Origin of the sequence: Iodobacter ciconiae (assembly GCF_003952345.1) — a bacterium.
In the GTDB taxonomy this organism is placed as follows: domain Bacteria; phylum Pseudomonadota; class Gammaproteobacteria; order Burkholderiales; family Chitinibacteraceae; genus Iodobacter; species Iodobacter ciconiae.
In genome coordinates, this window is sequence record NZ_CP034433.1 from 1465632 (window position 1) to 1487768 (window position 22137).

General features: G+C 48.4%; 21 protein-coding genes. 20 read left to right on the forward strand and 1 reads right to left on the reverse strand.

Features of this window, described 5'->3' with window-relative positions; genetic code table 11:
• Position 1 precedes the first annotated feature (1 nt).
• On the forward strand, positions 2 to 778 hold the full coding sequence (locus EJO50_RS06420; RefSeq protein ID WP_125972546.1) for a TrmH family RNA methyltransferase: 777 nt from the start codon (positions 2 to 4) through the stop codon (positions 776 to 778).
• 31 nt (positions 779 to 809) lie between these two features.
• Here EJO50_RS06420 and EJO50_RS06425 read toward each other — a convergent pair whose 3' ends face one another.
• Entirely contained in the window at positions 810 to 1784 is a 975-nt protein-coding gene (locus EJO50_RS06425; RefSeq protein ID WP_125972548.1) for a carbonic anhydrase, read from the reverse strand.
• Between the two features lie 113 nt (positions 1785 to 1897).
• Between EJO50_RS06425 and EJO50_RS06430 the strand changes: the two genes are divergently transcribed.
• The 19 genes from EJO50_RS06430 to EJO50_RS06515 all read left to right on the forward strand — a co-directional run bounded on the left by EJO50_RS06430 (position 1898) and on the right by EJO50_RS06515 (position 22121).
• Positions 1898 to 2404 (forward strand): PilZ domain-containing protein, encoded by a 507-nt coding sequence (locus tag EJO50_RS06430; RefSeq protein ID WP_125972550.1) that lies wholly within the window; start codon positions 1898 to 1900, stop codon positions 2402 to 2404.
• Positions 2401 to 3075: a uracil-DNA glycosylase gene (gene ung, locus EJO50_RS06435; protein ID WP_125972552.1), complete on the forward strand. Its 675-nt coding sequence runs from the start codon at positions 2401 to 2403 to the stop codon at positions 3073 to 3075. Before EJO50_RS06430 ends, ung begins: the two co-directional genes overlap by 4 nt.
• A 139-nt stretch (positions 3076 to 3214) precedes the next feature.
• Positions 3215 to 4909 carry a glycoside hydrolase family 9 protein gene (locus EJO50_RS06440; RefSeq protein WP_125972554.1) on the forward strand — a complete coding sequence of 565 codons (1695 nt, stop codon included), beginning with the start codon at positions 3215 to 3217 and terminating at the stop codon, positions 4907 to 4909.
• Positions 4910 to 4970: 61 nt separating this feature from the next.
• Positions 4971 to 5966, forward strand: coding sequence for an ADP-glyceromanno-heptose 6-epimerase (gene rfaD, locus EJO50_RS06445; protein WP_125972556.1), 996 nt, complete (start codon positions 4971 to 4973; stop codon positions 5964 to 5966).
• Positions 5967 to 6317: 351 nt separating this feature from the next.
• Positions 6318 to 8180 carry an excinuclease ABC subunit UvrC gene (uvrC, locus tag EJO50_RS06450; RefSeq protein ID WP_125972558.1) on the forward strand — a complete coding sequence of 621 codons (1863 nt, stop codon included), beginning with the start codon at positions 6318 to 6320 and terminating at the stop codon, positions 8178 to 8180.
• Between the two features lie 205 nt (positions 8181 to 8385).
• The gene (pgsA, locus tag EJO50_RS06455; protein ID WP_125976336.1) at positions 8386 to 8955 is read left to right on the forward strand and encodes a CDP-diacylglycerol--glycerol-3-phosphate 3-phosphatidyltransferase; all 570 of its coding nucleotides are present in this window, start codon (positions 8386 to 8388) and stop codon (positions 8953 to 8955) included.
• Between the two features lie 135 nt (positions 8956 to 9090).
• On the forward strand, positions 9091 to 10095 hold the full coding sequence (locus tag EJO50_RS06460) for a 3-deoxy-7-phosphoheptulonate synthase (RefSeq protein WP_125972560.1): 1005 nt from the start codon (positions 9091 to 9093) through the stop codon (positions 10093 to 10095).
• Between the two features lie 19 nt (positions 10096 to 10114).
• A complete protein-coding gene (locus EJO50_RS06465; protein ID WP_125972562.1) occupies positions 10115 to 10768 on the forward strand; it encodes an META and DUF4377 domain-containing protein in 654 nt (217 codons plus the stop codon).
• Complete coding sequence (locus tag EJO50_RS06470) at positions 10768 to 11643, forward strand: prephenate dehydrogenase (protein ID WP_206434466.1); 876 nt, start codon at positions 10768 to 10770, stop codon at positions 11641 to 11643. The genes EJO50_RS06465 and EJO50_RS06470 overlap by 1 nt, the downstream gene beginning before the upstream one ends.
• Positions 11644 to 11713: 70 nt before the next feature.
• Entirely contained in the window at positions 11714 to 12700 is a 987-nt protein-coding gene (locus EJO50_RS06475; RefSeq protein ID WP_125972565.1) for an aldo/keto reductase, read from the forward strand.
• A gap of 32 nt (positions 12701 to 12732) precedes the next feature.
• Complete coding sequence (gene cmk, locus EJO50_RS06480) at positions 12733 to 13392, forward strand: (d)CMP kinase (protein ID WP_125972567.1); 660 nt, start codon at positions 12733 to 12735, stop codon at positions 13390 to 13392.
• A gap of 255 nt (positions 13393 to 13647) precedes the next feature.
• Positions 13648 to 15324: a 30S ribosomal protein S1 gene (rpsA, locus tag EJO50_RS06485; RefSeq protein WP_125976338.1), complete on the forward strand. Its 1677-nt coding sequence runs from the start codon at positions 13648 to 13650 to the stop codon at positions 15322 to 15324.
• 16 nt (positions 15325 to 15340) lie between these two features.
• On the forward strand, positions 15341 to 15625 hold the full coding sequence (locus tag EJO50_RS06490) for an integration host factor subunit beta (RefSeq protein ID WP_125972569.1): 285 nt from the start codon (positions 15341 to 15343) through the stop codon (positions 15623 to 15625).
• A 154-nt stretch (positions 15626 to 15779) separates the two neighbouring features.
• Positions 15780 to 16082, forward strand: a complete 303-nt coding sequence (locus EJO50_RS06495) for a LapA family protein (protein WP_125972571.1) — start codon at positions 15780 to 15782, stop codon at positions 16080 to 16082.
• Positions 16083 to 16090: 8 nt separating this feature from the next.
• A complete protein-coding gene (gene lapB / locus EJO50_RS06500) occupies positions 16091 to 17248 on the forward strand; it encodes a lipopolysaccharide assembly protein LapB (RefSeq protein WP_125972573.1) in 1158 nt (385 codons plus the stop codon).
• Between the two features lie 76 nt (positions 17249 to 17324).
• Complete coding sequence (gene pyrF, locus EJO50_RS06505) at positions 17325 to 18020, forward strand: orotidine-5'-phosphate decarboxylase (RefSeq protein ID WP_125972575.1); 696 nt, start codon at positions 17325 to 17327, stop codon at positions 18018 to 18020.
• Complete coding sequence (gene rfaE1, locus EJO50_RS06510) at positions 18021 to 18971, forward strand: D-glycero-beta-D-manno-heptose-7-phosphate kinase (protein WP_125972577.1); 951 nt, start codon at positions 18021 to 18023, stop codon at positions 18969 to 18971.
• 430 nt (positions 18972 to 19401) lie between these two features.
• A complete protein-coding gene (locus tag EJO50_RS17420) occupies positions 19402 to 19680 on the forward strand; it encodes a hypothetical protein (protein ID WP_233702185.1) in 279 nt (92 codons plus the stop codon).
• A 14-nt stretch (positions 19681 to 19694) separates the two neighbouring features.
• Positions 19695 to 22121 (forward strand): type VI secretion system Vgr family protein, encoded by a 2427-nt coding sequence (locus EJO50_RS06515; RefSeq protein WP_233702186.1) that lies wholly within the window; start codon positions 19695 to 19697, stop codon positions 22119 to 22121.
• Positions 22122 to 22137: the final 16 nt, after the last annotated feature.

Consider the following 22137-nt stretch of genomic DNA (forward strand, 5'->3'; position numbering starts at 1 on the left):
TATGCTTGTTATTTCTTCCCGTCAGAATCCTTTTTTTAAGTCTTTATTGAAACTTTCCAGTAGCCGCCGTGAGCGAAAAAAAACCAGGCAGACCCTGCTTGATGGTACACATCTTTTGTTGGCTTTGGCGGATGCAGGCGGGGTATTGGAGAGAATCATTTTAACGCCATCAGCGCGTGAAAACACCGAAGTGCAGATACTTTTGCAGCGTTTTACTGCGGCACAAACTGTATTAGATGAAGCTTTGTTTGCCGAGCTGAGTGATTTGCCCAGTACCACGGGCGTGATGGGGCTCTATGCTATTCCTTCTGTCGCCGCAGCACGTGAATGTGGTTTTTGCCTGTTGCTGGACGGGGTGCAAGATCCTGGTAATGTGGGCACTATTTTGCGGTCTGCAGTGGCGTTTGGTGTAGATCAGGTACTGCTCGCAGATGAGTGTGCTGATATCTGGTCGCCCAAAGTTCTGCGGGCAGGGATGGGGGCGCACTTTGTATTGGAAATGCTGGAGCATGCCGATTTACTTTCTTTTGCTGGTAGATTTTCCGGTGATGTGGCTGTGACGACTCTGGAGAGCGCTGTACCTCCTTATGCCGCAAATTTAGCGGGTGATCTGGCTCTGGTTCTTGGGTCGGAAGGTGCTGGCGTTTCGCAAGCCTTGCAAGATATGGCCAGCCTGAAACTAACTATTCCTATGAGCGGGCAGATTGAATCATTAAATGTGGCCGCTGCCGCTGCAATTCTTTGTTATGAGCGGCAAAGGCAAGTCAGCCTGATATAGTAGTGTGGGTTATATGGGGCATGCGGAATACTCACATTCCCTCCATCACATTTCTTGCGTTGATTGATTGAATTGGCCTCGCGTTCATTGGGAACTCTTTGCGAAATCGCGCAATCTGCCGCGCAGAAATACTAAGTGGGTTTTTCATGATCAACCAGCGCACACCTTCGGAGCATGGGGGGGTCGTGAGAGACCCCATAAAGGTATAAAAAGACTGATCCAGAGGAAGTAGTGCGGCAGGGCTGTATGTCAGTTTATCAAATGTTCGTGTCTCATTGTGTTCACTAGGCATTTTGTCCCAGAGTGTTTCAATGAGCGGATTGTCCTGTGTTCCTTGTTGAATAAGTGCAGCAACAACAGCCAGCTTGCCTTCCTCACTTTTATGCACCAGGTGTGCAACCATTGGATAGCGTATTCCGCCGATGGCTTCTTCGCTTGGAGTGTGAAAGTGAAATTGCAGGAGCTGATATTTACTGCCCATTATTTCAATAAAGCTGCCCGGATCAATATTAAGCTGGATGGTGTGCCCGTTATTAAGGACGGTAATTCTGCTCATGCCATAGCTGAATTTAATTTTTTCCATTTCTTGCGCATAGCTGGTCGTAATATTGATGGGTGATTGTTCTTTCCCCTCGGTGCATAGTGAAAATGAAGGACTCATATTGCCCCAGCTGCTGGGGCCGGTATTGCCTTCTTCGTAGCCCCAGTGCCCGCCTGCATGAGGCGCTCCGTGTACACTCGGCGCGGGAGATGGATTGTGTGCCGTAGTACTGCGTTTCTTTGTGATGTGGGTGCTGCTGCTACGGCGGCCGGGTGCTGGAATGCCATGTTTTCCAGTAGGAGCAGAATGGGGGATGGGGATTATTTCAGGGGCGGGGGCTTCATTGCTGGCGGATTCTGCGTCGGGCTTTTCAGTTTTATGAGCAGGGACCGGTGCTTTATGGCTGGGCTCGGTGGCAATGGCAAACGTAATAGTCAGGCACATCATGAGTGCGGAGTAGCGCATAGTGTGTATTCCGTTTAGATAAGGTCTGAATGTCTTTTTGAAAGCTTAGCTGTGATCAGCAAAAAGACAACTTTGCTGCGTTATAATTTGTAAAACAACCAAGGTTCAAACTGATGAATCCACTACCTGTTCCTGATGGCGTACATTTTCACGCCCATTTACCACTTGCGTGGCATGGTTTGTTGCAGCAAAGCGCTTTTGAAGCAACGCGCTATCTTGCGGTACTGGCCGAGTTCGAGTCAAATAATGATGAGCGCGGTCATGCACAGGATGCTTTGCACGCCAAGCTGGACTTGATGCTTCTGTGGACTGCAAAAAATGCGAGTCATAGCCTTCCGCCGCCCAAAGAGGTTATCGTTGGCCTGGAAACAATTGCATGGCGGGATACCGCTGCTTTGCCAGTTGGCGTGCATGGTGTGCTTGCTATTAGCCTTTCACATGTATTTCCTTTTTCCTTGCAGTTGCCTGCCCAAATTATGGGTTGCACGGTAGCGGAGCACGGATATGTGCTGACTGCACGCCTGTTGTTGCAGGAAGAAGCTTTGCGTGACTGGTTCGAGCGCACTGTTTTCAGAAACCACCGCCGTATTGTGCATGCAGAGCGCGGGATGCAAATATGATGATATTGCCAGCTGAATGGCAGCTTTTAGTCGGTGATGTGTTGCAAAGCACAAAATGGCAGCAGCTAAGCGTGTTTCTGGATGCGGAGCTTGCCGCAGGCAAGGTTATTTACCCGAAACAATCACGGTGGTTTGCGGCGCTTGAATCTGTCCTGCCCGAGCACGTCAAAGTAGTTGTGCTCGGGCAGGATCCCTATCATGGCGCTGGACAGGCACACGGCTTGAGCTTTTCTGTGCCTGTCGGGGTTAAGCCTCCCCCCTCTTTAGTCAATATCTTTAAAGAACAGACGCGCGATCTGGGTCATACCCCTCCTCAGCATGGCAATCTTCAATCATGGGCCACGCAGGGAGTTTTGCTGCTTAATAGCGTTTTAACCGTTGAAGCAGATAAAGCCGCATCGCACGCCGGGCAGGGCTGGGAAGAGCTGACCGATGCTTTAATTAAATCGCTGGCCGAGCAGCATAGTCATATCGTTTTTATGCTTTGGGGGGCTTATGCGAAAAAGAAGCAAGCCTTAATTGATGCTGGCCATCATTGCATCCTGTGCTCGGCTCATCCTTCACCGCTATCGGCTCATCGCGGGTTTATTGGGAATGGGCATTTTTCGGCGGCAAATCGCTATTTACTTGCGCAGGGTAAATCAGGCATTGATTGGAAAATTAGCGGGTGAATGCCGGTAGGCAGATGTGGGAATTATAAACGTCGATGTCAAGTCTGTGATCAATAACTTTCATCCGATTTTGAAACAATGACCGAGCTTACCGCAGCAGGCATGTTAGGCGCTGTATAGGCACAAGCAGGGGAGCATATTGAAAATACTATTGAATCACCTTGGTTTTGAATTGGCAGGGCAAAAAATCGCCATTATTGATGCACCTGCTGATTTTGCAGCGCGCCATTTTAGTGTGTATCACAGCGAGAGCCGCGAGCTGGCTTTTTCGGGTGAGATTCAGCAAAGCGGTGGCGTGGATCATTGGGGGGCTGGGCAATGGCATTACTGGGTAGCTGATTTTTCTGCTCTGGATGCTGAGGGCGAGTATTTTCTGGTGGTGGGTGGTATCAATCCCCCTCTGGTCTCGCACACCTTTAGTATTGCAAAAAAATTATTTTCTGAGCAAATTCTGTCGGATATCGTGCATTACATCAAAGGCCAGCGCTGCACCGGCTTGTATGATAAAGCGGATCGCAGTCGCCCCAAATGGGGTGGCGAAGAGCGTCGTGATGTGCATGGCGGCTGGTATGATGCTTCGGGGGATTGCTCCAAATACCTAAGCCATTTGTCTTTTGCCAACTTTATGAATCCGCAGCAAACGCCACAAGTGGTGTGGAATTTGCTTGATGGCCTGGCGCAATTGCCGCCGCAATCTAAATGGTTTAATGAAAGAATGGTCGATGAGGTCTTGCATGGCGCTGATTATTTAGTGCGTATGCAAGATCCGGCAGGTTATTTCTATATGACCGTGTTTGATCAATGGTCCAAAGACGAAAATCGCCGGGATATCTGCGCTTATGAAACGCAAAAAGGCGAGAAATTTGCCTGTTATCAGGCTGGCTATCGTCAGGGCGGTGGGGTAGCCATCGCTGCGTTGGCCCGCGCATCAGCCTTACAGCGCGATGGTGAATTCAGCCGTGCTTTCTATTTGCAAGCAGCACAGCGTGGCTTTGCTCATCTTGAGCAGTACAATATTGAATACCTAGATAATGGTGTCGAAAATATTATCGACGATTACTGCGCCTTGCTGGCCGCTTGTGAATTACTGGAAGTAAGTGGTGATGCAGTCTATGCAGATGCCGCTGTACGGCGGGTTTTAAATTTACTGGAGCGGCAAACAGCAGAGGGTTGGTTTAAAGCCGATGCAGCCGGGGAGCGTAGTTATTTTCACGCTGCGGAAGCAGGCTTGCCTTATATTGCGCTGATGCGTTTTGTCGAAGTTGTACCTAGCTCGCCTTTAGTTGGGCGGATTCGTGAAGCGCTGCGCTGTGCTTTTGAGTATGAATACAAAATCACCTTTGCCAGTGTCAATAACCCCTTTGGTTATCCGCGCCAGTTTGTAAAACAGGCTGGTGAAGCAGGGTGCGAGCAATTTTTTATTCCGCATAATAATGGTACGGGTTATTGGTGGCAGGGCGAGAACGCCCGTTTAGGCTCGCTTGCCGCAGCCAGTGTCCGTGCACAAGTTTTCTTTGTTGATGATTTGTCTCTAGTCACGAAATTGATAAAGTATGAGCAAGCTGCGCTGGACTGGTTGCTGGGCGCAAATCCTTTTGACGCCTGCATGTTGCAAGGCTGGGGTCGCAACAATCCACGCTATGAAGTTGGCTTTTATAATGCCCCGGGTGGTGTATGCAATGGTATTACCAGTGGCTTAGATAATGAAAACGATATTGATTTCAGAAAATCAGAAATAGCCACCATGGCAAATAGCTGGCGCTGGACAGAGCAATGGATGCCGCATGGTGCCTGGCTGTTTCTGGCACTAAGCACGCGAATTGGTAAAAACTAAATAGAGGCTGGGTAAAGCGCTTACCCATGCGTAAATAGTCATCATTTAAAAGGAATACAAAATGGCAATCGTTGTTACCGGAGCTGCCGGTTTTATTGGTTCAAATATTATTAAAGGCCTGAATGCTCGTGGCGAAACCGAGATTATTGCTGTGGATGATTTGGCTTTGCCGGATCAATTTAAAAATCTGGTTGATTGCCAAATTAGCCATTACGCGGATAAAGAAGATTTTATTGCCGATTTAAGCGAAGGGCATTACGACGGCGAAATCACTGCTATTTTCCATGAGGGGGCTTGTTCAGATACGATGGAGCATAACGGAAAGTATATGATGGATAATAACTATCAATATACCTTGGCTCTGTTTGATTGGTGCCAAGCCGAAGAAGTGCAGTTTTTATATGCATCCAGTGCAGCTACTTATGGCAATGGTGATCATGGTTTTATTGAAAGCCCTGATTGTGAAGCTCCACTGAATGTATATGGTTATTCCAAGCTTTTATTCGACCAGGTGCTGCGCCAGCGTATGAATGAAATTACTGCACAGGTTGTGGGCTTTCGTTATTTTAATGTGTATGGGCCGCGTGAGCAGCATAAAGGCCGTATGGCTTCGGTGGCTTTTCACCATTTCAATCAATACCGTGAACACGGTAAAGTAAAATTATTTGGTGAGTATGGTGGTTACGGTAATGGTGGCCATACGCGCGATTTTATTTCTGTAGAAGATGTTGTTAAAGCCAACCTATGGTTTCTGGATAATCCCGATGTTTGCGGTATTTACAATTTGGGTACAGGTAAATCGCAGCCATTTAATGACGTAGCATTGGCGGTAGTTAATACTTGTCGTGAGCATGAAGGTAAAGCAACACTTAGCCTGGAAGAAATGATTACACAGGGTGTGCTGGAATATATTGATTTTCCGGATTCACTCAAAGGGAAGTATCAATGTTTTACCGAGGCCGATACTACCTTATTACGGGAGTCCGGCTACGATGAAGACTTTTTAACGGTGGAGGAGGGAGTGCGCCGTTATGTTGAAGTGTTATTGAAGAAATAAACACCCAAAGCCGGGCGTGTGCTCGGCTTTGGTCTGTGTTCCCTTATTTCATGATATTTCAGACTGTGTTTTTTTGCAGTTCAAATTGGGCTTTGAATAGTTTATCGTTTACGCCTATCTGCCCGTCATCTGGCCCGTTACAGTGAGTTTGTCGACAGCACAGAACAGAGTTCTCTTCATAAAATAGAGTTATTGAAAGTCTCATCGCTATGATGAGCGGGTTTTTATGCTGACGGGTGAGAAATATCGGCGGGCACTAATACTCTTCCGTGTAAAAAGTCGTTTTATTTGGCGCGGGCCGCTGTGGCTTAGGGGTAGAATTGCGCTCTCTTCGCTGATTATTTTTGAGCCATGCCTGAACAATCTTCATCAGAAATCCCTTTCCATTCTGCCGCTTTAAGTTCGCAAAAGGCGCTGCTGGAACAAGTTAAAAACCTGCCGGGTCAGCCAGGGGTCTATCGATTTTTGGGGGCGGATGGCATCGTACTTTACGTAGGTAAGGCGATTAGTTTAAAAAAACGCGTTGGTTCTTATTTTCAGAAAAATGATCATAGCCCCCGAATTCGTTTGATGCTGGCACAGGTTATTGGCTTAGAAACGACGGTGGTTCGCTCCGAAGGTGAGGCGCTGGTTTTAGAAAATAATCTGATAAAAGCATTAAGCCCGCGTTATAACATTTTATTTCGTGATGATAAAAGTTACCCCTATGTGGTAATTACCGGGCATGCCTCCCCAAGGCTGGCTTATTACCGTGGAGCATTAGATAAGCGCCACCAATACTTTGGCCCTTTTCCAAATAGCTATGTGGTTAAAGAGAGTATTCAGTTGCTGCAAAAGGTGTTCAGACTGCGCACCTGCGAAGATAGTGTATTTGCCAATCGCTCCCGCCCGTGTTTATTGCATCAAATCAAACGCTGCTCAGCCCCTTGTGTGGATTTGATTACTGCGGATGATTACCGTAGTGATGTTAATAACGCAGTGCGTTTTTTAAATGGCAAAGCCAGCGAAGTATTGGGTGAGCTCGAAACGCGTATGCAGACTGCATCCGAGGCATGGTTGTTTGAAGAGGCTGCCGCCATTCGTGACCAAATTAATGCGCTATCACGAATTCAGGACAAACAGTTTGTCTCAAGTAATAGCAGCGAAGTGGATGCTGATATCGTAGTTTGTGTGATCGGTAGTGGCATGATTTGTGTCAATTTGGCTATGGTGCGTGGCGGACGACATGTAGGTGATAAGAATTTATTCCCATCGCATGCAGATGGCTATGATGCACCTGCTGCGCTGGAAGCCTTTCTGGCCCAGCATTATCTGGATCGTAATGTGCCACCGGTCATTTTTTGCCATCCAGAGCCGGAAAATGCCAATGTACTGGCAGAGTTACTTGGACAGCAAGCCGAACATAAGGTGGTGCTTAATAGCCACCCCAATGGCGAGCGGCGTGTTTGGCTGGATATGGCGATTAAAAATGCCGAATTGGCTATTTTGCAACGCAGCAGTCAAACAGCAACTCAGCATGCGCGTTTAGGATCTTTAATTGAGGCGCTCGGGTGGCCCGATGCGGTGGCCCGTATTGAATGCTTTGATATCTCCCATACTATGGGCGAAGCTACCGTTGCATCCTGCGTGGTGTATGACCGTTTTGATATGCAGCCCAAAGAATACCGTCGCTACAATATTGAAGGCATCACGCCGGGTGATGATTACGCAGCGATGCGTCAGGCTTTGATTCGCCGCTACGGAAAAATTGCTGCGGGCGAGGGAGTCGTGCCTGATGTGATATTGATCGACGGCGGCAAAGGCCAGCTCTCTATGGCAACCGAAGCCATGGCCGAGGTCGGAATGAGTAGCCCTATTTTGCTGGGCGTTGCCAAAGGCGAAACACGTAAGGCTGGATTGGAGCAATTAATTCTGAATGACAGACCTGCGCCTGTTGTGCTTAAGCGAGATCACCCCGCTTTGCATCTGATTCAGCAAATTCGCGATGAGGCACACCGGTTTGCCATTACCGGCCACCGCGCGCGGCGGGCAAAAACAAGGGTGACGTCTTCACTGGAAGATGTGGAAGGGATTGGCCCTAAGCGGCGTCAGAAATTATTAGCAAGTTTTGGTGGTTTACAGGGGGTGAAAGCAGCGAGTCTGGATGAGCTAAAACAGGTGGATGGGATTAACTCTGCCCTAGCAGAAAAAATCTATGCGGTTTTACACGCCTGATCACAGTGCCACTATTTTTACGGTTATGAGGCGCTGTTGGTGCTTGTTTCGAGCTTGAATTATGAAAGAATCTGCAATGGAGCCCGTCTCTGTTGCAGATTCTTTACGAATGCGCGCAATAAAATGCCGTCGACAGCAAATATGACAGTGCATGCTGTTAGAATGCGGTTTTCTTGTAATGTTTGCTATCGGGTTACGTATTCGCATGCCTTTTAATTTGCCGATTTTTCTGACTTGGTTGCGCGTGGCGCTGATTCCTATTTTTGTGGGCGTCTTTTATCTGCCCACAAGTGTCATGCCCGTGATGATGCAGAACATGGTGGGTGGTGCTCTGTTTTTTTTAGCTGCAATTACCGACTGGTTTGATGGCTATCTTGCCCGTCGCTGGAATCAAACCTCTAGTTTTGGGGCGTTTCTAGATCCTGTTGCCGATAAACTCATGGTGGCTGCTGCATTGATTTTACTGGTCGAGCTGGCGCGCGCACCTGCATGGCTGGCGGTGATTATTATTGGCCGGGAGATTACTATTTCAGCTTTGCGCGAATGGATGGCTCAGCTGGGTAAATCAAAAAACACTGCAGTTGCCTATATCGGTAAATTGAAAACCGCTGCACAAATGATCGCTATTTTATTGCTGCTTTGGTCTGGCCCCTTGCTGCCCGGTATCTCTACGCAATTTGTGGGTGAGCTGGCGTTGTATGTGGCAGGGATACTGACAATTATTTCGATGTTTTATTATCTTGAGCTGGCTGCAAAGCAATTCAAAGAAGGATAAAGTTCTTTCCCCTGATGCCGCTATGTCTCTGTATATGTTGTGCTGACATCTGGTGTATTGCTTTGCTGGAAATTTTTTCATGAGCACTTGAGGTAGCGTTAGTTTTTTATAAGCCAGCGTTAAAAGGCGATCGTGATGATTATTGTGATGAAGTACGGCGCAAGTGAAGCGCAAATTGACGCGGTAGTACGTAAAATTCATCAATCCGGTTTAAAAGAGCACCTTTCCCGGGGTGCAGAGCTGACGATTATTGGCGTAATTGGTGATGAAGAGCGGCTGGATCCTTCTCGTTTTGCTATTTTGCCAGGGGTTGATCGGGTTAATCGCGTAGCCAAGCAGTACAAAATTGTTTCTCGCAGCACTCACCCTGATGGCACAACAATTAAAGTGCGCGGCATTGAAATCGGCGGCGAGCAAGTTCAGATCATTGCCGGACCCTATGCTGCCGAATCAGCGCAACAAATGGATTTAAGTGCTGATTTGTTGGCTGCGGCGTCTTGCCGTCTGATGCGTTGTGGCGCATTTTATTCCGAACCTGCGCCGCAAAAAGGGCGCGAAGCCTTGGCTTGGCTAAAAGACGCTGCCGCGCGTCATCAATTGCCCGTAGTGGCCGAGCTGCCTGATGTGCGCATGCTTGATGCTTTTATGGAATACGATATTGAGATGATTCAGATTGGTGAGCGCAATATGCAAAATCTGGATTTATTGAGAGAAATAGGGCGGATTAATAAACCGATTATTTTAAAGCGCGGTGTATCGGCAACAATTGTTGAATGGCTAATGGCGGCCGAATCAATTGCGGCTGGTGGCAATCACAATATTATTTTTTGTGAGCATGGGATTCGTACTTTTGAAAATGCCTATCGTAATGTACTGGACATTAGTGCAATTGCTGTACTGAAACAGGAAACTCATTTGCCCGTAATGGTTGACCCGAGCGATGCCTGTGGTAAGGCATGGATGGTGCCCGCCTTGGCGCAAGCCGCAATTGCCGCCGGTGCAGATGGGGTGCTGCTTGATGTGCATCCTTGCCCTGCTGAAGCACGTTATGCAGCAGATCAGGCTTTGAGTCTGGCAGCCTTGATGCAATTAATGGCTGGATTAAAGCCCCTGGTCATGGCATTAGGGCGCTCACTATAGGTTATTAAGAGTCATAAACATGAAGATGCTTAAAAATACAGCGCTGCTTGCGGCTTTACTTACGTTGTCTATTGCTGCAGAAGCGCGTTCTTTGCTTGATGGTGATTATATTTTAAGCGAATGGCAGTATGCAGGTGTCATGTCTCGCTCATATAAAAAAGTGCCAACCTTAACAATTCGGGGTGATCGCATAAGCGGCTTTGCTGGGTGTAATCGTTATTCAGGGATGATCAGTACCCTGCCTAAACTTAAAGTGGGTCCGCTTGCAACAACGCGTATGGCCTGTTTGGGGGAAGAGGAGCGGCGTAATGAAACTGCCGTACTGGCTGTGCTTGAAGGTGCAAAGCGTTTTAAATTAGGGCGCCCGGATCGTCTGGAGCTAAGTAGTACCAGGGGTGAATATCTGATTTTTGTGCGCCAGCCCGGTACGGTTGAACAAGTGCTCTATATTGCCCCGGAAACGAAATCATGTGTCGGTGTTGGGCCAATGGAATGTATGCAGGTGCGTGAAGCACCTTCCGAGAAATGGTCGCTGTTTTATGATCACATTGAAGGTTTCGATTATGTGGCGGGTAAAAGCTACAAAATCAAAGTACGGCGTGAAAAAGTGGTTCATCCGCCTGCGGATGCCTCCGCGTTTAAATATGTATTACTCGAAGTTCTGGGTGACTGATGCGCAAGCTTAAAAAGCTGGTTTTGCTTGGAACGGGTCTGATTGGAGGCTCGTTTTCTTTGGCGCTAAAGCGGGCAAAGTGTGTCGAGCATGTTGTGGGCGTAGGTCGTAATCCGGATAACCTGGCGCGGGCGCTTGAGCTTAAAGTAATTGATGAAGCCAGTAGTGATGCGGCTTTGGCGGTGGCGGATGCTGATTTGGTTTTGCTTAGTGCCCCTGTCGGCCAGATGGCGGTGCTTTTGCAGCAGATTGCGGCATATCTGCCTGATGATTGCATTGTGAGTGATGCAGGCTCTACCAAGCAGGATGTCTGTGCGCTTTACCGGCAGCATCTGCCTCATCATTTGCATCGTTGCGTACCTGGCCACCCGATTGCCGGCTCCGAATTGTCAGGCGCAGCCGCTGCGCAATATGGTTTGTATGAAGGGCGGCGGGTAGTATTGACGCCACTTGCCGAAAGTGCGCCAGATGCAATCGAGTTATTAAAATCTTTATGGCATGCCTGTGGGGCACAGGTGTTTGAAATGAGTGCCGCAGAGCACGATGGCATTTTTTCTGCAGTGAGCCATGTTCCGCATTTATTGGCATTTAGTTATATGAATGCGGTACTTGATCGGCATGATGCTGCGCTTTGCTTTGATTTTGCCGCTACGGGCTTTCGGGATTTTACCCGTATCGCTGCATCTCACCCTGAAATGTGGCGGGATATTACATTAGCCAATAAGAAAGCCATTTTACTGGATTTAAAAGCCAATATGGCACAATTATCGGCATTAATAGAGTGTATTGAAAGTCATGATACTTTAGGCTTGGACGAGAAAATTGTTCGTGCCAGCTCGGCGCGTAATCAATGGGGGCATCGGTCCGGATCGTGATCGGGCTAGGCTTGAATGGGCGTTTTGATGGGGCGCCGGCTTTTACGTAAATTAACTAAAGGAAATGAAAATGAATTATAAGGCTAGTGAAACGCGTTATCAGGCTATGCCTTATCGCCGGGTGGGGCGCAGTGGTTTAAAGCTCCCTGCCATTTCCTTGGGGTTGTGGCATAACTTTGGTGAAAATCGCGCCTACGAAGCCAGTCGCAATATGGTTTTATCTGCTTTTGACGCAGGCATTACACATTTTGATCTGGCCAATAATTACGGCCCGCCACCCGGTGCGGCTGAATCTACGTTTGGCCGTGTTTTGGCTAAAGATCTCAAGCCTTATCGCGATGAGATGATTATTTCGAGTAAAGCAGGCTGGGAAATGTGGCCTGGCCCTTATGGCGAATGGGGAAGTCGTAAATATCTGATGGCCAGCCTCGATCAGAGTCTGCAGCGTATGGGGCTGGATTATGTGGATATTTTCTACTCGCATCGCCCTGATCCAGATACCCCGCTTGAAGAGACTATGTCGGCACTGGATGCGATGGTCCGCCAGGGCAAAGCACTGTACGTGGGGATTTCATCATACTCTGCCGAGCAAACGCGAGAAGCGAGCCATATTTTAAAGGCGCTGGGTACGCCTTGCCTGATTCACCAGCCGTCCTATTCGATGTTTGATCGCTGGATTGAAGATGGTCTGTGCGATGTGCTGAGCGAGGAAGGGATTGGCTCGATTGCCTTTTGCCCGCTGGCACAAGGGTTGCTGACCTCGCGCTATCTGAATGGCATTCCTGCTGATTCGCGTGCTGCAGCATCTGATAATCCCTTTTTAACAACGGATAAGGTAGAGCTGCGTATTGCCCAGGTTAAGGCGCTCAATCAGATTGCTCAATCACGCGGGCAAACACTGGCTCAGATGGCTTTGGCATGGGCGCTGCTCAAGGTGACATCGGTGATTATCGGTGCAAGCCAGGTTACACAAATCCAGGAGAATATTTTAGCCGTACAAAATCTGGCTTTTGATGAGGCCGAGTTGCAAGCGATTGAATTAATTTTAAAAGCGTAGTTGGCGGTGTTTGGGTCGTCAAAAGGGAAAATATGTCGGGTGTTGCTATTTTGGCTATTGATGGGCCATCTGCTTCGGGTAAGGGCTCGGTAGCACAGCGTGTTGCCGAGGTGCTGGGTTTTGCTTATCTGGATTCTGGTGCTTTGTATCGACTGACTGCTTTGGCGGCTCAGCAGGCAGGTGTGGATTGGTGTAACGAGCCGGCTGTGGCACGGATCGCTCAATCCTTGGATGTGTGTTTTGATAATGGCCGGATTTTACTGGCGGGACAGGATGTCAGTGCCTTGATTCGCAGCGAATCGATCGGAGCAGGGGCTTCACAAGTTGCAGCTTTTAGCGCGGTGAGGCGGGCTTTGTTGGCGCGGCAGCGCGCATTTTCTCTGGGGCCGGGCCTGGTGGCTGATGGCAGGGATATGGGGTCGGTGGTTTTTCCGCAGGCACAGCTTAAAATTTTTCTTACAGCTACGGCAGAAGTTCGGGCTAAGCGCCGTTATCAGCAATTGATTGACAGGGGTGAGCTTGCCGATTTATTGGCAATTATGCGGGATTTGCAATCCAGAGATGAGCGTGATGCTGCAAGGGCGGAGGCACCGTTGCGGCAGTGGCATGATGCATTGTTGCTGGATACTTCGGAGTTGAGTCTGGATCAGGTGGTTGAGTGCGTTTTATCCTGGTGGAAAACACGTACATAATCACTTAAAATGTGGTTTTTCTTGTTATAAGTCACACCTTCTGCCTCCAAGTACTTGAACTATAACAGAGAATTCTTTAGAATCACCCCTCTAGGCTATGGCCTTGGTTTGTTGCCTTTTGCCCTTATGGGGCGTTTGCCGTGTTAGCAGGGCGCAAAGCCTTGCAGCATTTGTTTAACTAACTTATTTCTGGCATTCCGCCAGAAATGCTTGGAAATTTCCATTTATATGACTACTGCTACTCTGTCCGGCTCCATGGAAAGCTTTGCCGCTCTGTTCGAAGAAAGCCTAACGCGTCAGGAAATGCGCGCTGGTGAAGTGATCACTGCTGAAGTGGTTGCTATCGACCATAACTTCGTGACTGTGAATGCCGGCCTGAAGTCCGAGTCGCTCATCCCGCTCGAAGAATTCAAAAACGATAACGGTGACCTTGATGTTAAGGTTGGTGATTTCGTTCCTGTTGCGATCGATAGCCTTGAAAACGGCTACGGCGAAACCAAACTCTCCCGCGAAAAAGCGAAACGCTTGGCCGCATGGATCGAGCTTGAAGACTGCCTCGAAAAAGCCATGGTTATGACCGGTGTTATTTCCGGTAAGGTTAAGGGCGGTCTGACTGTTATGGTTAACGGTCTGCGCGCATTCTTGCCAGGTTCTTTGGTTGATATTCGTCCGGTTAAAGACACCACCCCATTCGAAGGCAAGCAAATCGAGTTCAAGGTGATCAAGCTTGATCGCAAGCGTAACAACGTTGTTGTTTCACGCCGTGCCGTGCTGGAAGAATCCTTGGGTGAAGAGCGTCAGAAGCTCCTTGAAACACTCAAGGAAGGCGCAATCATCAAGGGTATCGTTAAAAACATTACAGATTACGGCGCGTTCGTTGATCTGGGTGGTATTGACGGCCTGCTGCACATCACTGACTTGGCTTGGCGTCGTGTGAAGCACCCATCCGAAGTTCTGGCTGTTGGCGATGAAGTTGAAGCCAAGGTTCTGAAGTTCGATCAAGATAAAAACCGTGTATCTCTGGGTCTGAAGCAATTGGGTGAAGATCCTTGGGTTGGTTTGTCACGTCGTTACCCATCGGGTACACGTATGTTCGGTAAGGTTACCAACCTTACAGACTACGGCGCATTCGTTGAAATCGAACAAGGCATCGAAGGTCTGGTTCACGTTTCAGAAATGGATTGGACTAACAAAAACGTTCATCCATCCAAGGTTGTTCAGCTTGGCGATGAAGTAGAAGTGATGATTCTGGATATCGACGAAGAAAAACGTCGTATCTCACTGGGTATGAAACAGTGCATGGCTAACCCATGGGATGATTTTGCAGAAAACTTCAAGAAGGGTGACAAGATCAAGGGCGCTATCAAGTCTATTACTGACTTCGGTGTGTTTGTTGGTCTGGCAGGCGGTATCGACGGTCTGGTTCACTTGTCTGATCTGTCTTGGAATGTGGCCGGCGAAGAAGCCGTTCGCAACTACAAGAAAGGCGACGAAGTTGAAGCGATGGTTCTGTCTATTGACACTGAAAAAGAGCGCATCAGCCTCGGTATCAAGCAAATGGAAGGTGATCCTTTCAACAACTACGTTTCTACTTTCGATAAAGGCTCCCTTGTTAAGGGTGCTGTAAAATCTTTGGATGCTAAGGGCGCGATCATTGCTCTGTCTGAAGAAATTGAAGGTTACCTGCGCTCTACAGAAGTTTCACGCGATCGCGTTGAAGACATCCGTACTGTGCTGAAAGAAGGCGACGAAGTTGAAGCCATGATCATTAACGTTGATCGTAAGAATCGTTCGATCAACCTTTCGATCAAAGCGAAAGATTCTGCTGACGAAACAGAAGTAATGAGCAAGCTGTCTACAGAAAGCACAGGTACTGCGGGTACAACTAGTCTTGGCGCGCTGTTGAAAGCCAAGATGTCCGGCGCCGAGTAGTATGGATCAAGGTGGGATGACCAAGTCCGAGCTTATTGCAAAGCTCGCCCAGCGTTATCCGCAGCTGGTTGCGAAAGATGCAGAGCTGGCTGTGAAAACCATCTTGGATGCAATGGCTAAGAGCTTGTCTCAAGGCCAGCGCATCGAGATTCGTGGCTTTGGCAGTTTTGATCTGAATTACCGCCCGCCACGAGTGGGACGCAATCCGAAATCAGGCGCGAAAGTGTCAGTTCCGGAAAAATTTGTTCCTCACTTTAAAGCGGGCAAAGAGCTGAGAGAAAGGGTTGATGCCCTGATTTGATATTCTGCTTCAAGGCGACACCTCAGGGTGTCGCCTTTTTGCATAAAAGCGTTCTGTTTCTTTATTCTTACTTAATACCAGGTCATTCCTAATCGTGTAGATCGTGTTTAATCGGTTACAATGGGAGCTAGCTTATATTCTATGGTTTAGACCAATGCGCTATTTGTTCTGGTTTATTAAATTTTTTCTATTTGTCATTATGTTTGGTTTTGCCATGCACAATGCCGAACCTGTCACGCTTAAATTCTTTTTGGGCTATTTCTGGCAAGCACCACTGGCCTTACTATTGTTGGTATTCTTCGTGATTGGCGCTGTTTTTGGTTTGTTGGCTGCCTTTTCCAAGATTATTCGTTTGCGCCGTGAAATCGTCGGGCTAAAAAAAGAATTACGTGCCCGGCAAACTGTAACAGACTTCCCGCCAGATCTTCTTGTTGAACAACCTCGTGATGCGTTGTAAATTTTCTTATGCTTGAAATTGAATATTGGTGGCTTATTGCCCTGCCGGTTTTTTTTGCCCTGGGCTGGTTAGCTGCACGCGTAGATATTAAACATGTCCTATCCGAAACACGCTCCTTGCCTGTTGCGTATTTTAAAGGCCTCAATTACTTATTGAATGGTGAAACTAACCAGGCTGTTGATGTCTATGTGGATATTGCTCGCCATCATGCAGAAACAATTGAATTGCAATTTACCCTGGGGCATTTATTTCGCCGCCGTGGAGAATTAGAGCGCGCTATTCGTATGCATCAAAAATTATTGGTTCGCCGTGAATTAACAATTACACAAAAACAGACTGCACAGTTTGAGCTTGCACTTGATTTTATGCAGGCAGGTTTGTTTGATCGCGCGGAAAGCCTGTTAACCGAGCTGGCTGATACTGATTACGCACGTCAGGCACGAATTGAATTGCTTGGTGTCTACCAGCAGGAAAAAGCATGGGCCAAGGCTATTGAAACGGCACAGCAATTGAGGGATGAGCGCCATACCTATCAGCATGAAATTGCCCAGTTTTATTGTGAGCTTGCCTCGCAGGGCGCTTTACGTTCCGAGCCTGCTGCAGCAAGGGGTTACTTGCAAAAAGCGGTTGCTGAGCATCGTAAATGCGCGCGGGCAAATATGATTCTTGCTGATCTGGAGATAAATGCAGGCAATATTGATGCTGCAATTGAAGCCTGGTTAAAAATTGAATCGCAGGAGCCTTTATATATTGCACTTGCTGCAAGAGGTTTATTGGCAGCTTACGATGCTCAGGGGCGTGCAGAGGATGGGACAAAGCTGCTGCTTGGCTTGTTGCGTCAGTATCCGGAATTAGATGTGCTGGATCTGGCTTATGAGCGTTTGTTAACGGAACAGGGCTTGCTGGCTACGCATGAGTTTGTTCGCGAGCGGCTAAAAGCTCATCCAACCATGCCCAGTTTGCGGAAGGCGCTGGAGGCTCATCTTTTAGTTGCACCTGATGATCAGAAAGTAGAGCTGGAAGTCATTGTGAAGCTGCTTCACGATGCAACACGAGAACAAACGATGTACCGCTGTACACATTGTGGTTTTAAAGCAAAACAATACTTTTGGCATTGCCCTGCGTGTGCAGAATGGGAAACTTTCCCACCGGTCCGTGGCACGTAAAGGATAGCTTGATCGATTGTGCTGCGTGCGTATTGAATTGTAAAAACCTAAAAGAATGATAAATACAGGATTTTGTATGTCTTCCTTACCCAAAGTAATCGTCGCTCTTGACTACTCTAATGCTGCCGAAGCTTTAGCGTTTGCTGATCGCGTTAACCCGGCGCTTTGTCGTCTAAAGGTGGGTAAAGAATTATTCACCCGCTGCGGGCCTTTATTGATCGAGCAGCTGGTTGTCCGTGGTTTTGACGTTTTTCTGGATCTGAAATTTCACGATATACCGAATACGGTCGCGCAAGCGTGTAAAGCAGCCGCAGAGCTGGGTGTCTGGATGGTAAATGTCCATGCCAGTGGTGGGCGGCGCATGATGGAAACGACTCGCAATGCTTTAGAAGCACTGCCTCAGCGGCCCTTGCTGATTGCTGTTACGGTGCTAACCAGTCTGAATACAGAAGATTTGGCTGAGCTCAGGCAGCCAGATCCAGCCAGCCAGGTTGAGTTGTTAGCCCGGTTAACTCATGGTTGTGGCTTAGATGGTGTGGTTTGTTCCGCCCATGAGGCCGCTTTGGTGCGATCTTTCACTCATCCGGCATTCACGTTGGTCACCCCGGGTATTCGCCCGGCTAATAGCGCTGCCAATGATCAGTCCCGCATTATGACGCCCAGGGCTGCAATTGAGGCGGGCTCTGATTATCTGGTAATTGGTCGCCCCATTACTCAAAGTGATGATCCTGCTGCCTCGCTACTTGAGATCAATGCCAGTTTGGCGGGGTAAATGATGCTTTCTACCGAAGGTAAAAAAATGCTGCAACGCGCCGTCGCAAAGGCACGCGTCATGGTTGTAGGTGATGTGATGCTAGATCGCTATTGGTTTGGTGATGTGGAGCGCATCTCGCCTGAGGCTCCTGTGCCTGTAGCAAGAATTCGCCGCACTGAAGAGCGGGCGGGCGGAGCTGCAAATGTAGCACGAAACATTGCGGCTTTGGGCGGGCAAGCCTACTTGCTGGCTGTTGTCGGGGATGATGAGGCAGGGCGCAGCCTAGAAGATTTATTGCTTACGGATAAGGTTAATACGTATTTTCACCGTGATTCTCATATTGATACCACGGTTAAACTGCGGGTGCTGGCAAAGCAGCAGCAGCTGCTGCGCATTGATTTTGAAAGCGAGCCCAGTCATGAGGTTTTAGCCGCCAAGCTAGATGATTTCAGGGCGATTTTGCCAAATGTCGACGTGGTTATTTTGTCTGATTATGGCAAAGGTGGCCTGCGCCATGTACAGATGATGATTGAAATTGCACGTGCGGCCGGGAAAACTGTGCTGGTCGACCCTAAGGGGGATGAATATGAGCGCTATCGTGGCGCCACCTTGCTTACCCCAAATCGTAGCGAGTTCAAGCAGGTTGCAGGAAAATGGTCGAGTGATGACGAGCTGGCAAAAAAAGCAGAATCTTTGCGTGCCTCTCTGGAGCTGGATGCACTACTGGTGACACGTAGTGAGGAAGGGATGACATTATTTCGTAAGCAGGGGGTTGTTCATAAGCCAACTCATGCACATGAGGTTTTTGATGTCTCTGGTGCAGGCGATACCGTGATTGCAACATTGGGCTTAATGCTTGCAGCTGGCCTGGAAATGCCGGAAGCGATGGATTGGTCTAATCGCGCGGCAGGTGTAGTGGTTGCAAAGCTTGGAACGGCCGTGGTTCACCCCGATGAGCTGTTTGCTTAGCCTGCTGTTAATGTTCGATTCAATACAGCGAACGTAAGTTAGTATCAAATACTGCCAGGCTTTGCTGTGAATCAAAAAACGCCATGGAGACTACTCTCCGTGGCGTTTTTTATGGGGCTATCTTTTATCTGTAAAAGCTTACTCCCTATCTGACTGCCCCTATTTTGATTCGGGTCGGATTTTCAGATTAGTTTAGATTGGTGGCCTTCTCCTTCCAGCGGAGTTTTTTAGTAACGTCTGTAACGGTGTTCTGCTGCAACACATTTTTTCTCATATTTATTGAGTCACTTTTTTTAAAAAGTGGCGATTGGATTTAAAATTAAAATTTCGTTATAGGTGTAAATCCTTACTAATTTAGTATGTAAAATAGGTAATAAGTCAAAGGATTTGTAATTTTTTTGGCAAGCAAGCAAAACATCGGGTAATCTTAGTGATTGATAAGATTGTGGAATACCCTATGCGCCCCGATCAGCCTCTTGCTTCTTTTGCTGCTGCTTTTAATCAGGATCAGCGATTGATCTCATTGCAAATTGGCGATGGTGCCGTATGGGGAGATCAGCTGCTGCCCCAGCAGGTAACGGGGGAGGAAGGGCTAAACCGGCCCTTTCTTTACAGTATTAATTGCTTGTCCGCAAACGTGGATTTAGAGCTTAAATCCTTACTGGGCTTACCGGTTGTACTGTCAATTACCGATGCTCGGGGGGAGTAATAGAGCGCTGTGGGGTGGTTTCCCAGGCACAATTATTGGGCTCTGATGGGGGCTTTGCCAAATACAAGCTCACTGTTGAGCCGCCCTTTGCCCTGCTTAGATACCGGCGCACTTCTCGCGTTTTTCAGGATTTATCTGTACCAGATTTGATTAAACAGGTTCTGGCCGAACATCAGGACAAAAACCCCGTCTTTGCCTCAGTACAAACGCTGGATTTCAAACTGTCCGGCAATTACCCTCTCCAATCTTATACCACCCAGAAAAATGAATCTGATTATGCGTTTCTATGCAGAATCATGCAGCGTGAAGGCTTATCCTGGCGCTTTGCCCATTTAGCCGGTGATTCACCGCAAGTACAACTGGTGATTTTTGATGACGCTTACGCTATCCCCGAGGCCAGTGATTCGCACGTCAGGTTCCACAGGGCCGACTCCACAGAGACAGATGATGCACTCACTGACTGGACCACCCAGCGTCAGCTGGGAAGCAGTAGCGTAGCCTTAGCCAGCTTTGATTATAAGGCCGTTAAGACTAACCAAAGCTTTGATGACAGCCCGATTGATCAGGGTGAAGGCGGCCAGCAAATTCAGTCGAGCTTTGAAGATTACGGCTCACTCTCGCACTACTATGCGAATAATTCTGAAGACCTTAGCCACTACGCACAGCTACGCCAGCAATCGCACGATCAGGTTAAAAAATCTTTTAGTGGCTCTGGCACATTGCGATCCTTGCAGGCAGGCCAGTGGTTTCGCCTGGAAGATCACCCCGCCCACGAGTGGGATGCCGCTGAAAAGCGTGAGTTTGTAGTGACCGAGCTTAAATTTACGGCCAATAATAATTTGCCTGTTGATCTGACCCAGCAACTGCTGATGATTGCACCGGGCCTGCTGGCTGGCTCAAATCCAGCAGAAGCAGCAGAAAATATGCCTTATCAGGCGGACTTTACCGCCCAGCGCCGGGGCCAGGCGCTCACCCCTCGCTATGACGAAAGCAGCAAGCCCAGCAGTTTTGGGATGCAAACAGCTACCGTGGTCGGCCCTGCCGGATCAGAAGTCCATACCGATGAGCTTGGCCGGATAAAAATTCAATTTTCGTGGCAGCGCGCAGATGAGCACCCTGATTTCGGTGCAAATCTGGATGATAAATCCTCCTGTTGGGTGCGCGTGGCTTACCCGTCTGCGGGTGCAAGCTGGGGCCATCAGTTTATCCCCAGAATCGGCCAGGAAGTTTTGGTTGGCTATCTGGATAACGATATCGACCGGCCTATTGTGACGGGCGTGGTTTATAACGGCAGTCATCCACCGGCCACATTTAGCGGCGCGGGTGCGCTGCCTGCCAATAAAAGGCTATCGGGTATAAAAACCAAAGAGCACGAAGGCGCCCAGTACGGTGAGCTGTTGTTTGATGACACCCAAGGTCAGGTCCGCACCAAGCTCAGTAGCGAGCATGCGAAAACCCAGCTTAACCTTGGCTACTTGATCCATCCACGTACAGATGGCAAAGGTGAGGCCCGAGGCGAAGGTGCAGAATTACGCACTGATGCCAGAATGGCATTGCGAGCGGCACAAGGCGTATTAATCTCTGCGGAAGAGCGCAGTCAAGCCGGAGGTAAACAGCTGGACCGTGATATTTTCCTGGGGCAACTTGAAGCCGCTAACGGGATTGCAAAATCGCTCTCTGATTTGTCGGTTAAACATCATGCTGATGAAACAGAAACCAAAGCGCAAAGTGAGTTATTAAAGTACGTACAAGAATGGGAAAACGGAAGTAATAGCAAGGCAAATGCCGCTGGTGGAGGCAAACCCATAGTGGGGATTTCAGGCCCGCTAGGCATTGCCGCAGCTACACCCGAAAGCCTTACAATCACTGCTGGTAATAATATTGATCTGGTGAGCGTCAAGCACACCAATCACAGCATCGGCGGAAAATGGCTGGTTCGTGTTGCAGACTCTTTGAGTTTTTTCGTGCAAAAACTGGGAATGAAATTAATTGCCGCAGGCGGGCATATCGACATTCAAGCGCACGACGGCGAAATTCGCATTACCGCAACTAAAAAAATCGTATTGACCTCGAGTGAAGAGATTGTATTACAGGCACCCAAGGTACAAACCATTGCCAATGGGGCGCAAATCGATATGGGTGGTGGAGCGATTACCACTCAATGCTCAGGTACTCACAACCAGAAAGCAGCACAACATGAGATGAGTGGGGCGGGCGGTGGCAGCCCCGCCGGCACTTTTTCCCCGCAAAAAGCCAAATTTGATCAGAAAGCGATTCTGAATTGGGTAGGCACGGGCGAGCCAATTAAAAACCGTAAATATCGCTTAAAAATGGAAGATGGCCGTGTACTGCAAGGTGAAACCAATGCCGAAGGGCAGACGGAGCAATTCCAGTCTGAAATGGGCTTTGCACGCTATCGTATCGAATTGCTCCCTGAATAACTGACTAAAAGCCAAA

Bases quoted from the DNA above. Each gene is read 5' to 3' on its own strand.
- EJO50_RS06420 (WP_125972546.1), top strand. From the start codon at position 2: ATGCTTGTTATTTCTTCCCGTCAGAATCCTTTTTTTAAGTCTTTATTG.
- EJO50_RS06425 (WP_125972548.1), bottom strand. From the start codon at position 1,784: ATGCGCTACTCCGCACTCATGATGTGCCTGACTATTACGTTTGCCATT.
- EJO50_RS06430 (WP_125972550.1), top strand. From the start codon at position 1,898: ATGAATCCACTACCTGTTCCTGATGGCGTACATTTTCACGCCCATTTA.
- ung (WP_125972552.1), top strand. From the start codon at position 2,401: ATGATGATATTGCCAGCTGAATGGCAGCTTTTAGTCGGTGATGTGTTG.
- rfaD (WP_125972556.1), top strand. From the start codon at position 4,971: ATGGCAATCGTTGTTACCGGAGCTGCCGGTTTTATTGGTTCAAATATT.
- uvrC (WP_125972558.1), top strand. From the start codon at position 6,318: ATGCCTGAACAATCTTCATCAGAAATCCCTTTCCATTCTGCCGCTTTA.
- pgsA (WP_125976336.1), top strand. From the start codon at position 8,386: ATGCCTTTTAATTTGCCGATTTTTCTGACTTGGTTGCGCGTGGCGCTG.
- EJO50_RS06460 (WP_125972560.1), top strand. From the start codon at position 9,091: ATGATTATTGTGATGAAGTACGGCGCAAGTGAAGCGCAAATTGACGCG.
- EJO50_RS06465 (WP_125972562.1), top strand. From the start codon at position 10,115: ATGAAGATGCTTAAAAATACAGCGCTGCTTGCGGCTTTACTTACGTTG.
- EJO50_RS06470 (WP_206434466.1), top strand. From the start codon at position 10,768: ATGCGCAAGCTTAAAAAGCTGGTTTTGCTTGGAACGGGTCTGATTGGA.
- EJO50_RS06475 (WP_125972565.1), top strand. From the start codon at position 11,714: ATGAATTATAAGGCTAGTGAAACGCGTTATCAGGCTATGCCTTATCGC.
- cmk (WP_125972567.1), top strand. From the start codon at position 12,733: ATGTCGGGTGTTGCTATTTTGGCTATTGATGGGCCATCTGCTTCGGGT.
- rpsA (WP_125976338.1), top strand. From the start codon at position 13,648: ATGGAAAGCTTTGCCGCTCTGTTCGAAGAAAGCCTAACGCGTCAGGAA.
- EJO50_RS06490 (WP_125972569.1), top strand. From the start codon at position 15,341: ATGACCAAGTCCGAGCTTATTGCAAAGCTCGCCCAGCGTTATCCGCAG.
- EJO50_RS06495 (WP_125972571.1), top strand. From the start codon at position 15,780: ATGCGCTATTTGTTCTGGTTTATTAAATTTTTTCTATTTGTCATTATG.
- lapB (WP_125972573.1), top strand. From the start codon at position 16,091: ATGCTTGAAATTGAATATTGGTGGCTTATTGCCCTGCCGGTTTTTTTT.
- pyrF (WP_125972575.1), top strand. From the start codon at position 17,325: ATGTCTTCCTTACCCAAAGTAATCGTCGCTCTTGACTACTCTAATGCT.
- rfaE1 (WP_125972577.1), top strand. From the start codon at position 18,021: ATGATGCTTTCTACCGAAGGTAAAAAAATGCTGCAACGCGCCGTCGCA.